Origin of the sequence: Streptomyces sp. NPDC006691 (assembly GCF_042869955.1) — a bacterium.
Lineage (GTDB): Bacteria > Actinomycetota > Actinomycetes > Streptomycetales > Streptomycetaceae > Streptomyces.
On record NZ_JBIAGW010000006.1, the window covers coordinates 259,313 to 271,926 of the forward strand.

Below are 12,614 nucleotides of genomic sequence, written 5' to 3' on the forward strand. Positions count from 1 at the left end.
GGGGATCAGCGCAGCGAGACACCGTCCTTCGTCAACTGCATCTGCGGGCGCCCTGTCACCAGGAGCCAGGCCGGCAAGGACGCGATGCACATGAGGGCCAGGATCCCGGGTGATGCCACGAGTACAGCGGCGGTGAACAGACTGATCCAGCCCTGCCGGGTGATGGCGAGCAGCATGCCGAGCACGCCCGCCGCGATGCCGACGGAGGGATTCACGCCCGGCACGAGCGCGTGCGCGCACAGCCCGAAGGCCGCGCCGATGAACACGGCCGGGAAGATCCGTCCGCCCCGAAATCCGCAGGACGCGGCGATCAGGAGTGCCGCCAGCTTCACGAAGGCCAGCACGGCGAACTGACCGGCCGTCCAACCGTCCGGGTCCGCGGCCAGCTCACCCACCTCGTGCAGTCCCTTGAACAGGGTCAGATGCCCGCCCAGGGCGCCGAGCAGACCGAGTACCAACCCGCCGAGCGGCAGCATCAGCATCGGATGCCGCAGCCCCCCGAAGGCGCGGTGCACGTACGGGAAGAGGCAGACGGCGACCATGCCGAGGGCCGCGGCCACGCAGGCCAGCACGACCGCGGCGAGCAGGTCGCCCCAGCCGGGCTTCCCGAACGGTGGCAGGTGCAGGTCGAACGACGGCGAGGCGAGAAGCGTCGTCGTCAGCGCGCCCGCCCCGGCGGCGAGGAGCGGGCCGAACAGGTTGTCCCACAGTGAGCCCCTCACCGGCAGGGGCCTGCCCGCCAGCGCCTCGGAGACCACGAGGGCGGCGGCGACGGGCGTACCGAAGAGGGCGCCGAGCGTCGCCGCGGTGGCCAGCGGCACCCACATCCGTCCCGGAGCCTTCGGCACTGCCCTGGTCCCCAGCCAGAACGCGAGCGCGACGTTGGCGGCGATGATCGGATTCTCCGGGCCGAGGCTGGGCCCGCCGGCCAGCATCAACGCGTTGGCGACGAGCAGTCCGGGCACCACGTGGGCCCGCAGCGGTTCCTCCTCACCGAGGCCGAGCGTGGCGGGGTCGGGGCCGGCGTGCCCGGGCGCCTTCCACACCACGAGCCCGACCAGCACGCCCGTGAGGGTGAGGATGGCGATCGTCCACAGCGCGGAGTAGCCGCCGACGCCGAGCGCGCCGGGCAGGTCCGTCCACAGCACGTCCTGGAGCCTCTCGGCCACCGCGCTGACGGCGAGGAACAGCAGGCTGCATACGACCCCCACCACGAGAGCGGGCACGACGACGGGCAGCAGGGTGCGAGCGGAGACGGAAGGCAGGGCCGCGAGGGGCGTCCGGGCAGCATCATCTGGAGTGCTCACGCGATCACCCTAGGTGAATACCCTGGTCCGTGTTTCATAGGAAACGTCCCGCGCGCGGCCGAGGTGGCGGACATTCCCGCACCGCTTCGCGGGTGGCGGCAACAACGAGGACGAAGCCGGCCTTCTGATGCCAGGCGGCTATACCTGCGCCAACTCCTGTTCTCCGCTGCCTTTTTGGGCCCGCTGAGTACGGGACACCTCCGGACGCCGAGCGGGCGGCGCCGCAGAACCGCGCCGCCCGCCCCTCCCCCGCTCTTCCCTCCCCCGCGCTTCGAGCGCGACGCTTCGAGCGCGGCGCTTTGGGCCCGGCACATTGACCGGTTGCCGTCTTCGCCGCCTCGCCTCAACCCACCGATACCGGGCCTCGGCGTAGCCTGATCCCCGCCATCGCGACGACGCGGTGGAGAAGTGGGGGAGGAAGCATGAAGTCCCTTGATTCCAGAGCCCGTTGGATGGCAGCGCTGTTATGCGTGGGGCTGCTGATGGGCGCCGGTACGGGCATGGCGGAAGCGCGCCCGCGCTCCGGTACCGAGAGCGTCACGCGCCTGCCGTCGTCCCAGTACGCGATAGCGCCGCTCGTCAACGCGGCCGGCACCAAGGCGTACGTCGCCTCGATCGACGACGTCGGCACCTCGCTGGACGTCGTCAACACCCGGACCGGGCAGACCACGGCCCACGTCTCCACAGGCAGTGGGCGGTGGGCCGGGCCCCTGCTGTTCGGTGCCGGGGGCAAGCAGATCTACCTGCTCACCGAGGGCACCCTGAACGTGTTCGACACCACCACCAGCACCCTGCGCTCCAGCTTCCCCGTTCCCGATCAGCCGCGGCCCACCGGCTCGAACCCCGGATCACTGTCGCGCATGGCCATCAGCCCGGACGGGGCCTCGATCTATCTGAGCCAGACCGGTCCCGACAACGGGGCCCAGAGCACGGGTCCGTCCCGGCTGCTGGTGTTCTCGACGGTGCGGCAGGCGTTCACCACCACGGTGCCGCTGCCCGGCGAGAGCCCGCGCGCCGTCGTCGTCCGGCCGAACGGCAAGGACGTCTATGTCAGCGGCGATGTCGGGCTGGTCCACCTGGACGTCTCGACCGGCGTCCCGGTGCTCTTGCGCACCGTCTCGGACACCGGCTTCGTCGATGAACTGGCTCTCACGCCCGACGGCCGCCGCCTGTACGCGCTGAGCAAGCCGGACGGCCACGCGGTCCTGGTCGACCTCGACAGCGACCAGGTACTGACCACCATCGACTTCCAGTCGAACTACCAACCGGTGTTGAGCCCGGCCGTGAGCCGAGACGGCAGCCGGTTCTACGTTCTTGAGGACGATCAGCGCAGCGCGCCGAAGGTGCTCTCCTACAAGACGGCGACCAACACGCGCGTGGCCCGAGAGACAGTCACCGGATTCGACATGGAGCGGGGAACGGGTCTGACCATGGGGCCCGACGGCGAAACCATGTACATCACCGGCGTGAACTACGTCGACGATCCCGGGGCGTTTCTCCAGATCGTCGAGTTCTGACGGAACGGCCCGGGCTCTCCGGCGAGCCCGGGCCTGACCGGAGCCGGTGGCCGCGTCCCGGCCTACGGCTGCCGCTCCGTACGCCGGGCCTCCGCGCCCCGGCTCAGCCCTGCGCCCGCTCCGCCACGGGCTGCCACTTCTCCCACACCGCGAGCCGCTGCTCGTAGTCGGCCTTGGCGATGCCCAGCGGTGCCGAACCGAAGAAGCAGCGCAGCGGCGGCTCGTCGGCGTCGACGATCTCCAGCACGGCGGCGGCGGACGCGGTCGGATCCCCCGGCGTGCCGACGCGCTTGCGGCGCTGCTCCTGCACCTGCTGGTGGAAGTCGGCGTACGCCGGCAGCGGCTCGGACGTGCTCGACGAGGAGCCCGCCCAGTCGGTGGCGAACCCGCCGGGCTCGATCAGCGTGACCTTGACGCCGAACGGCGCCACCTCCTGGGCCAGCGCCTGGCTCATGCCTTCGAGCGCCCACTTCGACGCATGGTAGATCCCGACCAGCGGGAAGGCGCTGATGCCTCCGATGGAGGAGACCTGGAGGATGTGGCCGCCGCCCTGCTCGCGCAGGAACGGGAGCGCCGCCTGCGTGATCCACAGGGCGCCGAACAGGTTGGTCTCCAGTTGTGCGCGCGCCTCGGCCTCGGTGAGTTCCTCGATGAAGCCGAAGTGGCCGTAGCCGGCGTTGTTGACCACCACGTCGAGCCGTCCGAACCGCTCGTGCGCCTGCCGTACCGCGGCGAAGTCGGCGTCACGGTCCGTCACGTCGAGGCGCAGGGGCAGCAGTCGTTCCCCGTACTTCTCGCGCAGATCGTTCAGCGTGGAAAGGTCGCGCGCGGTCGCGGCCACCGAATCGCCGCGTTCGAGGGCGGCGATGGCCCACTCCCGGCCGAAGCCGCGCGAGGCGCCGGTGATGAACCAGATCTTCTCCGTCATGGTGTGCTCCTCAAGGAAACTCGTCATGGGTACGATCAGCACGTCGCCGTGTTTCTCCCACCAGACAACACCTTCGAGTGCACTCGAAGGCAACCCCCACAGTCCTGGAGGGGGCCTTTCGAGGATGACGGTGATGCGAGATCCGGTCCGGCACTACTCGTCGGCGCACACCATCAGCGGGGGAAGAAGCTGACGTCGCACCGGCCCTCGAAGTCGCGGATGTACACCAGCCGAGGATCTGCGGGCAGCACCCCATGGACGGAGCCGCAGGTCACGGTCGCCGTATCGGGCGAGAGGTTCACGAACGTCGTCCTCCCCGCCACGTTCACGGTCCCGCCCGGCACCGTGACGCACTCCGTGCCCGAAGCACCTGTGACGCGGACGCCCGTGCACGCATCGGCCTGCGCCGGAACGGCAACACCCGCGATCAGTCCCGCGACCCCCAGGGTCAATGCCGCCACACCACCGGCCAGCCGCTTCCGGCACCTCGTCCCACGACTGTTCATCAACGGTCGTCCCCTCTCACTTGTCTCACCTCGCAGTCCTACGCCCAGCGACGAACCCTCGCCCAGCCCGACCTGGAAAGGCCGGGCGGTTGCCGGTCCGGGGCACCGGACCGGCAACCGCCCGGCCCTGATGGACTAGTGCGATCCGATCGTGGTCCTAGGGCTCTGGACGTCGCCGTAGTACCTGCCGTTCAGCCAGAACCCGGCGGAGACCACGTAGGTGCCCGCCGGCGCGTCCCAGTATTCGCTGTACCCGGCCCCGCCTCCGCCGGTGCCCGCCGTGGTGGAGCCCTGGCCGGTGGAGACCCCGGAACCGCAGCCGAAGTCGTGCGCCCAGCCGCCGGTGTTGACGTTGACCGCGTGCGCGCAGTACACCACGCCGGTGCCGGAGTAGTTCTGGAACGGGATCGTGGCGGAGACGGTGTAGCCGTTGTTCTCGACCCAATAGCAGGAGTCGATCGAGATGTTGTTGGTGACGTACGCGTAGTTGTGCGTGGTCCACGACCGGCACGCGTTTGCGCTGTACGCCGGCGAGACGACGTGGGGGGCGGGCGACGGGGCAGCGGCATGGGCGCCGGACGCGGTGAGGAGGCTGCCGGCCAGGGACGCCGCTACGGCTGCCGAGACGGTGAGTGCCTTCTTGAGACTCATGGGTGCCTTCCGGTTGGGAGTGGCCACTTGGCCGGTGGGAGGCTGCGCTCCCACCGACTCGCAGATCAGCGCTGGGCCCGGACCACTCCCCGTGGCGGTACTGGCCGAGGCGACGGTGGCGACGGCTGTCGTCGTGCCCCCGCTGCTGTCTCGACCGGGCGTCTCGTTGCTGTTCCTCGGTGCCAGGGAGTGGCTGACCGACCCGCGATGACGCTAAGGACGCGGGTCCTTCGGCCGTCCTAGGTTCGTCCTAGTGCCAGGCCAACCGGGAGGCCGGTGCCGATCGTCAACTACTCCCGAGAAAGAGGTATTTGCCGTACGGGCCCGTAACGGAGAGCTCCGTGATCCCCAATGCGCCGACCGGGCGTCGCCCGCGATCACACATCCCGCGATCGAAGCGGGCTGGACGCTCTCCCCTGAACACGCAACCAGAACACGGCACTTCACGCCGCCGGGCGGCCGCTCCCATCGTGCGCGCCGAGGGCTGACCGCGGGCACCCTCGGACGGCCATGGCCTCACGGTACGCAGGAGGCAGGCGCCCATGATCCAGCGTGCCGCTCGCGGATCTCGTCCCTCAACTGCCTCATTCACTCGCCCACTTCACGCACCGGACCGGCGGCGAGCAGTGCGTCCGGGGTGCCGAGGCAAGGGCCCCGGTAGGTCCACACGTCGTCGCGCTCGACCTGGGTGAACGACGCGTGCGCGTCCAGGATGACCACGACATCGCCGTCGCCGTTCCGAGCCGCCCCGGACAGGCGCCGGGCCGGAGCGTGCGCACCAGACGGCCGAGTCGGTTCAACGCGATGCGGTGGCGTGCCGTCGGCGTCGCGAGGCTGGTGACGTCGGCGACCACCTCGACCTGGGGGCGGACCGAGCCACGGGCCTCGACGCGCGATCTTCAGATCGGGGAGACGCCCCATCACCCCGACGAACCATGCGGGTCACGTAGCTAGCCGCTGGGGCGGGCTGCCGCGAGGCCATCCGCGCAACTCGGGTCAACGACTGGACGTCTCGGAAGCCCGGATACCCCTTCGTGCTCGATCAGTTGCCGGGACTCGCGCCTGTCGTCAGGCCGACGAGTCGCCGTGCCGCGTCTTGCAGCCTGCCTATTCTCACGCCGGATCGGCCGTCGGATCTGCCGTCGGTTCGAGTGCTTTCCTCAGGAGACTCACCAGCTTGAGCTGGTCGCCGGCGTCCAGTCGGGCAAACGGGCTCATGGCCAGTGCTGCCTCGATCAGCGCGGACCGTACCCGTCGGCCGCCCTCCGTCAGCGCTGCGACGCGCGAACGGCGGTCGGCGGGGTCAGTGGACCGTTCGACGAATCCCCGGCCGGTGAGCTGATTCATGACGAAGCTGAGGTTGGGCGCGTTGCAGTACAGCCGGCCGGCCAGTTCCTTCATCGAGGGCGGCGCCTCGGCCGGGTCGATCGCCCAGAGTGCCTGAGCGGTTGCCTGCGTCAGACCGTGTTCGGCCAGGACCGTCCCGATCCGGTCGCTGGTCTGCATGAAGATCTCGTGGTTTGCCACCACCGCTGCCTCAAGGGTGCCTCGCGTCATGCTCTCATCCTAGCCTTCTCCTTCGAGTCTCGAAGTGTTATGTTCCTTCGAGACTCGAAGCAATTGGCCTCGTTCCCGCTGTGGACAGGAGGCCGTCCCCGAAGCGGGGCACTCCCCCGCGTCTCGTCCTTCCCGAGGCCCGTCCGCTGTGATGCGGCCCGGCGCCCAGCCGAACAGGAAGCACTCACCCATGCACGACTACGCGAACACCACCGCCCTGGTCACCGGCGCTTCGAAGGGGTTAGGCGCGGCCTATGCACGGGAACTCGCCTCCCGAGGCGCACATCTCATCCTTGTCGCCCGTTCTGCCGAGGCACTCCACGCCCTGGCCGGGCAGATCCGGAAGGCGCATTCCGTCCGGGTCGATGTGATCGTCGCGGACCTGTCGGACCGGCGGTCCCCGCAGGCGGTGGTCGACGCGATCGGGGAACTCGGCCTGGACGTGGACCTCTTGGTCAACAACGCCGGAATGGGGGCAGTCGGCCCCTTCCTCGGCCGCCCCCTCGAACCCAACCTCCAGTCCGTCGACGTGAACGTCACCGCGCTGATCGGCCTGGTCCACCTCCTGGGGCCCGGCATGGTCGGACGCGGCCGCGGCGGCATCGTCAACGTCGCCTCCACCGCGGCCTTCCAGCCCATGCCGTACCAGGCGAGTTACGCCGCCACCAAAGCATTCGTGCTCTCGTTCACCGAGGCGCTCGCCGAGGAGGTCCGAGGTACTGGCGTGCGCGTGATGGCGGCTCACCCGGGAGCCACCGACACCGGGTTCTTCGACCGCACGACCGCGTCCATGGACCCGAAGACCACAGACACCCCCGCCGGCGTCGCCGCCAGAACACTCGACGACTTCGCACGCGGCCGGTCCGTCTCCTTCCCCGGACGCGCCTCCACCCGCGCTGCAACCTGGGCGTCGCGCCTGCTCCCCCGGACCACGGTCGCCCGCATCACCGGCAACCTCAACCGCAAGGCCGGATTCGACGACGTGAGCGACCTCGACGCCGCCACGTCGTGACGCCTCTCGTGACGCCTCTCGTGACGCCTCTCACGAAGCCACAACCTGCGGCGCAAATGCGAGGCCACCGTTCAGCAGAGCGAGGAGCCACTGCGCAACACCCGCTTCAGACTCAATCTCGTCCGCACGACGCCGCCTCGGCCGTCATCTTTACCCAGCTCACCGGCAGCGAGGTGCGCCAATCCGTTCAGCCACCGGCAGGTCGACCACGTCATCACGGCCCTACTGAACGCCGCTGTCATGGATGTGTTCGGCGGCGTCGCCAATGGCGAACTCCTTGAGGCTCAAGTCCTCATCGTCACCGGCCTGTTGGGCCTCATGGGGACGATGACGGATCCGTGGCCTGCCGCCCACGGCTTGGCGGACTTCCTCCCCGGCCGGCGGAGCGCCCGTTACCTCTGCCGCATGCATCAACTGCGCCAGCACAGGCTCTACTTGCTCCGGCGAGAACTGCCCGTCAACGGCGGCCTCGGATGTCCGAATCTCAGTCACGCGATCCGCCTCTCCGATCCGGCGGGGCCGCCCGGCCCCGCCAGGCGGCCCGCCGGAGTCATCAGAGCACGGACCCACACCACCTTCCGGACACGCCCTCACACCTCACTGTTGCGGGGGTGGGGCGGGCTCAGGCGCCGGTGCACGTTCCGCAGCGAGGGCGACGGCGCCGAGGAGGAGCGTCACGGCGGTACAGATCAGGAAGGCGGTCGCGGTCGTGGTGGTGTCGAGAAGGGCTGCGGCGAGAAGACCGGCGACGCCGTAACCGAGGCCGGCCGCGGCATAGAGGAGCGAGAAGCCGGTGGCCCAGGCGGTCTCGGGGAGCTGTTCTTGCAGGGCGACGTTACGGATGGTCAGAAGAGGGCTGTAGAGGATTCCGGCCAGGGCGAAGACGAAGGCGTAAGTGAGGGGTTGGCCAGTGAGGCCGGGAACGGCCAGAGCGGCTGTCATGAGCAACAGCATGCAGGCGCTCTGGACGCGGGCGCTTCCGGGCCACGAGCGGGCTCCGTACAGCAGCCCGGCGATGATGCTGGTGACGGCGAACGCGGCCAGCACGGGGCCGGCCAGGGCGGGGGTGGAGCCGACGGCCTTCAGGCGGGCCGGCAACAGGACGTCGACGGTGCCGATCAGGAACATGATGGCGGCCGACAGCAGTGCGGTGGCCCAACTGCGTCGCAGAATCTGGGCGATGCTCAGGGCCACGGGCCGGTGGGGCCGGTCGGACGGAAGCGTGGCATGGGGGATTCGATGGGCTGCCGCGGCGGGGATGGCGACAAAGACGGCCATCGTGATCAGTACGCTGGACGCGGTTGCCACGGCGTACAGGCCCGATGCGAGCGGGGGCGCGGCGGCGCGGACGACCTGCGACAAGGAGGTGTCCAGGCTGAGCGCGCTGGTACGCAGGGCGTGGGGTGTCGTGGCGGACAGCTGGGCGCGCATGCCACCCGGTGCGCCGGCACCGGCTGCTCCGGCCAGAGCAGCCAGAACGATTAGAACGAACGCCGGGGTCCGCCCCGCTGCCGCGGCGAGGGCGGCGAACGCGAGGGCGTTGGCGGTGAGGGTCCAGCGCAGAACCGGCACGAAGGGTCGTGTGTCGAACCACCGCCCGAGCACAGGTGCGGCGGCTGCCTCACCGAGTGCGTAGACGGCGGCCAGAACTCCACCCAGGGTGAAGGATCCCGCGGTATAGCCGACGAAGACCAGTGCCAGTGGTGCCATTACGACGGGCGCGCGGGCCAGCGCGGCGGTGACGTACCACAGCCGGGCGCCGGGCAGGGACAGCACGGAGCGGTAGTTGGAACGGTGGGTGGGCGTGGTGGTGGTCATAGGTCGTCTCAGCAGGCCGTCGCGGTCTCGTGAAGCCGGTCCTCGGCGTACGCGGCAGCCGAGGGGCTCGGGCCGTAGGCGAGGTACTGGACAGTTCCGGTGTGGGGCACGTCGTCGACGAGGAGCAGAGCACCGGTGCCGCTGTTGCCGTTGAGGTGCTCGTCGTGGCCGATGGCCCATGCGAGCTTCTCGAAGGAGTCGACGTGCAGGTCGTTTCGGGTCAGCAGGGTGGGGAGTTCTCCGTCGGCGCTGAGGATGGAATCGCAATTGAGGCAGCCGCGGTATCCGGTGGTCTGCAAGGAGCGGCCCATCTTCAGGGACCATTCGAGCATGAGGTCCCGCGCGTCGGGCGGCAGGTCGCCGGCTGGACCGTGTCGGCCCAGTGGCCGATCTCGGCCTCCCCCCAACGCGATCCGAAAGTAGTCACCTAACGCCACCAAACCAAATGGCATGCCGTTTCCCCTCGCTGGATTTCAGATACCTAGAGGACTGTGTACCCGTGCCGTCGGACCCCATGGGCAAGGGATCGAGCCAGTCCGGAGCCCGTGCTTCCACATGGAAGAGTTACGCAAAAAGCACAAGGAAACTGCACCAAAGGGGACACGTCCTCGGTTGCCTGATGCATGTGAGCGTGTGTGGCTGTGTTCGCGCGAGAACTTCCGGGCGCGATGCGCCGACCGCCCTGCGATCCGGCCGACCCTGGACGGGTCCGCTCGCGAGGGCAACTGGGCGTGGACGGCGTCGAGTTCGCCGGCCCGCACGAGCGCCTTCTACCGTGATGGGCGGACTTCACGAAGTGACGCGTAGGGCAACGGCGTTCGGACACGTCGCGAGCTGCCTGTGACGGCGTGCGAAGGCCGACCATCGGAAGCTGCCGCGCTCGCCCTTGGTCGCGGGGACGAGGTCACGGACGACGTCGACGTAGGGCGGGAAGCCGAAGCCGCCGACCACCAGAACCGGAATCCTCTACAGAGCGAGCCAGCAGGTGAAACTTCCCCTTGATCGTGTTGATCGTGGACACCTGGACACTGAGATCTTGACGTTCCGGAGGAAGTAGCACCAGACGTGATACACGGGCACGAGGCGGCCCACTGAGGACGTCTCCATTTCGCGAGGACTTCTACGGATGTCTGCCCCGGCGCGGTGACACGCGGTTCGAGGTGCGCGACGCGATGCTCCGCGAGAACGGGCCGGTGGCCTCACCGCTCGAACTGACACCGGTGAATCAACACCGGTTTGGGCACGGCGCGTTGTACGACGCACTCCACCAGGGCCGCATCGAAGCGGTCCGTCTGGTCAAGCACTGGCCATGCTGCCGCAGCCCAAGGCCGCCGACGGGCGTCCGGTCCTGACGGTCGATGTGTCTGTGTGGCTGGGGGCCCGACGCGCCGACCAGCCCGGACCGCCTGCTCTGCCGCCCGGAGCCAGAATCCCATGGACTTCGCGCCGTCAAGCCCTTCAGCCACCGAACGACATCACTCCCCCTGCCATACCCGGAATACCCAGCTCCGGACCGAGGTTCGGGGAGTGTCCCACGCAGAGCGGCGTTTCCCCTGGGCAGCAGCCCGCGGGGTGAGCGGAGGAGTGAGCGATGAAGTCCGTCATCCGGACGACCGCCGGCGGCCCCGAGGTGCTCCAACTCGTCGAGCGTCCCGTGCCCGAGCCCGGCCCGGGCGAAGTACGGGTCCGTATGCACGTCTCGGGTGTCAACCCCACCGACTGGCGCAGCCGCCGACGTGCGCTGCCGGCGGGCATGACCGAGCAGGTGCCCCACCAGGACGGCGCCGGAGTGATCGACGCCGTCGGTCCGCGGGTCGACCCGGCACGGGTCGGAAGGCGAGTGTGGATCTGGGAGGCCGCGTGGCAGCGGCCCTGGGGAACAGCGCAGCAGTACACCCTCGTGCCCGACCGGCACGCCGTCGACCTGCCCGACCACGCCTCGTTCGAACTCGGCGCCGCCCTGGGTATCCCGGCCCTGACCGCCCACCGCACGCTGACAGTTCACGATGGCGGGCCGGGGCGACTCGCGCCCGGCACCCTGCAGGGCGCGACCGTACTGGTGGCAGGGGGCGCCGGCGCGGTCGGCAACGCGGCCATCCAGCTTGCCCGCTGGGCCGGAGCGCGTGTGATCACCACCGTCAGCGGTCCCGCCAAGGGCGCCCTGGCGGGCGCGGCAGGCGCCCACCAAGTGGTCGACTACCGCTCGCAGGACGCGGCCACGGAGATCCTGGCCTTCGCCCCCGAAGGCGTCGACATCATCGTGGAGGTGTCCCCGGGCACCAACTCCACTCTCGACATCGCGGTGGCCGCCCGGGGAGCTGTGGTGGCGTACTACGGGGGCGGCGAGGACGAGCGGCTCTCCGTCCCGGTGCTGTCCTCGATGGCGGCGAACCTGCGCTGGCAGAGCGTCTTCGTCTACACCGTGCCGCCTGCCGCCAAGCAGCAGGCGCTCACGGACGTTGCGGCAGCCGTGGACGAAGGTGCGTTGCGGGTGGGTGAGGATGCCGGGATGCCCCTGCACCACTTCACGCTGGAGCGCACCGCTGACGCACATGCCGCGCTCGAACAGGGCGTAGTGGGGAAGGTACTGCTCGACATCCCGTGACCTGGCACTGCCCGCCAAGAGCGGCGACGGAGGCGGGGCACGGGGCCGGCCGTCAAGCTCGACAGACGTTCGCGCGACAGAGCTTCGAAGGGATCAACGCCTTCCTCGTCCCGTTGCCCGCAGCCTGATCAGGAGACCGACACGATGCCAATCACCGCACACGCGACGGCCGTACCCGCCTGGGTCCTGAAGTTCATGGACGCCATCGACACTCTGGAGTTCGACGACGGCTTCGCGCCGCTGACCGAGGCCAGTGACATGTTCTTCGGTACCGAGCACCTCCACGGCGTCGAAGCCATCAAGGCGTTCTTCGTCAAAATCGACGCTCCGCTGAACATCACCCACGAGGTTCTGGAGTACTGGGCCGCGGGCGACGGCGTCCACCTGCTGCGCGGCGAGGCGACGATGGCCAAGAAGAGCGCACCGGACCGGGTGGTGCGCGCCCCGTTCATGCACATCTTCTATCTCGACCAGGAAGAGCCGGTCCGCATCCGTACCCTCCGCATCACAGCGGGCCCGTTGGAGACCGACGTCGTGATGTGACCAGGTCTCGGGAGTGCCGCGATGGTCGCGGCCTCGGAACCGGGGACGGGCAGAGCGAGCGGCGGCCGTTCTCACCGACGTGAGGCGGTCACCCCCATCCATCCATGCCGCCTTGCCGACGCGGCCCTCAGGTTGCGGGGCCCCATGAGCGCCCGCGTTCCCGCAGTACG

13 protein-coding genes are annotated in these 12,614 nt (G+C 69.4%); 4 read left to right on the forward strand and 9 right to left on the reverse strand.

Features of this window, described 5'->3' with window-relative positions; all coding sequences use genetic code 11:
• Positions 1–5 precede the first annotated feature (5 nt).
• Positions 6–1,307, reverse strand: coding sequence for an ion channel protein (locus ACFYNP_RS16715; protein WP_388786092.1), 1,302 nt, complete (start codon positions 1,305–1,307; stop codon positions 6–8).
• Between the two features lie 452 nt (positions 1,308–1,759).
• On the opposite strand from ACFYNP_RS16715, the gene ACFYNP_RS16720 reads away from it, so the two are divergent.
• The gene (locus ACFYNP_RS16720; protein ID WP_388786094.1) at positions 1,760–2,824 is read left to right on the forward strand and encodes a WD40 repeat domain-containing protein; all 1,065 of its coding nucleotides are present in this window, start codon (positions 1,760–1,762) and stop codon (positions 2,822–2,824) included.
• Between the two features lie 103 nt (positions 2,825–2,927).
• On the opposite strand, the gene ACFYNP_RS16725 is transcribed toward ACFYNP_RS16720, so the two are convergent.
• The 5 genes from ACFYNP_RS16725 to ACFYNP_RS16745 form a co-directional block, all read right to left on the reverse strand.
• The gene (locus ACFYNP_RS16725) at positions 2,928–3,752 is read right to left on the reverse strand and encodes an SDR family oxidoreductase (RefSeq protein ID WP_388409693.1); all 825 of its coding nucleotides are present in this window, start codon (positions 3,750–3,752) and stop codon (positions 2,928–2,930) included.
• Positions 3,753–3,925: 173 nt separating this feature from the next.
• Positions 3,926–4,054 (reverse strand): hypothetical protein, encoded by a 129-nt coding sequence (locus tag ACFYNP_RS16730; RefSeq protein WP_388786096.1) that lies wholly within the window; start codon positions 4,052–4,054, stop codon positions 3,926–3,928.
• A gap of 339 nt (positions 4,055–4,393) precedes the next feature.
• Entirely contained in the window at positions 4,394–4,909 is a 516-nt protein-coding gene (locus tag ACFYNP_RS16735; RefSeq protein WP_388786098.1) for a hypothetical protein, read from the reverse strand.
• Positions 4,910–5,497: 588 nt separating this feature from the next.
• The gene (locus tag ACFYNP_RS16740) at positions 5,498–5,629 is read right to left on the reverse strand and encodes a hypothetical protein (RefSeq protein WP_388786099.1); all 132 of its coding nucleotides are present in this window, start codon (positions 5,627–5,629) and stop codon (positions 5,498–5,500) included.
• A gap of 393 nt (positions 5,630–6,022) precedes the next feature.
• Entirely contained in the window at positions 6,023–6,466 is a 444-nt protein-coding gene (locus ACFYNP_RS16745) for a MarR family winged helix-turn-helix transcriptional regulator (protein WP_388786101.1), read from the reverse strand.
• A 190-nt stretch (positions 6,467–6,656) separates the two neighbouring features.
• Here ACFYNP_RS16745 and ACFYNP_RS16750 point away from each other — a divergent pair, with 190 nt between their 5' ends.
• Positions 6,657–7,478, forward strand: coding sequence for an SDR family NAD(P)-dependent oxidoreductase (locus ACFYNP_RS16750; RefSeq protein WP_388786102.1), 822 nt, complete (start codon positions 6,657–6,659; stop codon positions 7,476–7,478).
• A gap of 222 nt (positions 7,479–7,700) precedes the next feature.
• Here ACFYNP_RS16750 and ACFYNP_RS16755 read toward each other — a convergent pair whose 3' ends face one another.
• The 3 genes from ACFYNP_RS16755 to ACFYNP_RS16765 form a co-directional block, all read right to left on the reverse strand.
• Positions 7,701–7,970, reverse strand: coding sequence for a hypothetical protein (locus tag ACFYNP_RS16755; RefSeq protein ID WP_388786104.1), 270 nt, complete (start codon positions 7,968–7,970; stop codon positions 7,701–7,703).
• Positions 7,971–8,075: 105 nt separating this feature from the next.
• Entirely contained in the window at positions 8,076–9,296 is a 1,221-nt protein-coding gene (locus ACFYNP_RS16760; protein WP_388786105.1) for an MFS transporter, read from the reverse strand.
• Positions 9,297–9,304: 8 nt separating this feature from the next.
• Positions 9,305–9,628, reverse strand: coding sequence for a hypothetical protein (locus ACFYNP_RS16765; protein WP_388786106.1), 324 nt, complete (start codon positions 9,626–9,628; stop codon positions 9,305–9,307).
• 1,259 nt (positions 9,629–10,887) lie between these two features.
• Here ACFYNP_RS16765 and ACFYNP_RS16770 point away from each other — a divergent pair.
• Together ACFYNP_RS16770 and ACFYNP_RS16775 are read left to right on the forward strand one after the other, a co-directional pair.
• Positions 10,888–11,901 carry an NADPH:quinone reductase gene (locus ACFYNP_RS16770; RefSeq protein WP_388786108.1) on the forward strand — a complete coding sequence of 338 codons (1,014 nt, stop codon included), beginning with the start codon at positions 10,888–10,890 and terminating at the stop codon, positions 11,899–11,901.
• Between the two features lie 144 nt (positions 11,902–12,045).
• Positions 12,046–12,444 carry a nuclear transport factor 2 family protein gene (locus ACFYNP_RS16775; RefSeq protein ID WP_388420695.1) on the forward strand — a complete coding sequence of 133 codons (399 nt, stop codon included), beginning with the start codon at positions 12,046–12,048 and terminating at the stop codon, positions 12,442–12,444.
• Positions 12,445–12,614: the final 170 nt, after the last annotated feature.

Bases quoted from the DNA above. Each gene is read 5' to 3' on its own strand.
- ACFYNP_RS16720 (WP_388786094.1), top strand. From the start codon at position 1,760: ATGGCAGCGCTGTTATGCGTGGGGCTGCTGATGGGCGCCGGTACGGGC.
- ACFYNP_RS16725 (WP_388409693.1), bottom strand. From the start codon at position 3,752: ATGACGGAGAAGATCTGGTTCATCACCGGCGCCTCGCGCGGCTTCGGC.
- ACFYNP_RS16735 (WP_388786098.1), bottom strand. From the start codon at position 4,909: ATGAGTCTCAAGAAGGCACTCACCGTCTCGGCAGCCGTAGCGGCGTCC.
- ACFYNP_RS16745 (WP_388786101.1), bottom strand. From the start codon at position 6,466: ATGACGCGAGGCACCCTTGAGGCAGCGGTGGTGGCAAACCACGAGATC.
- ACFYNP_RS16750 (WP_388786102.1), top strand. From the start codon at position 6,657: ATGCACGACTACGCGAACACCACCGCCCTGGTCACCGGCGCTTCGAAG.
- ACFYNP_RS16760 (WP_388786105.1), bottom strand. From the start codon at position 9,296: ATGACCACCACCACGCCCACCCACCGTTCCAACTACCGCTCCGTGCTG.
- ACFYNP_RS16765 (WP_388786106.1), bottom strand. From the start codon at position 9,628: ATGCTCGAATGGTCCCTGAAGATGGGCCGCTCCTTGCAGACCACCGGA.
- ACFYNP_RS16770 (WP_388786108.1), top strand. From the start codon at position 10,888: ATGAAGTCCGTCATCCGGACGACCGCCGGCGGCCCCGAGGTGCTCCAA.
- ACFYNP_RS16775 (WP_388420695.1), top strand. From the start codon at position 12,046: ATGCCAATCACCGCACACGCGACGGCCGTACCCGCCTGGGTCCTGAAG.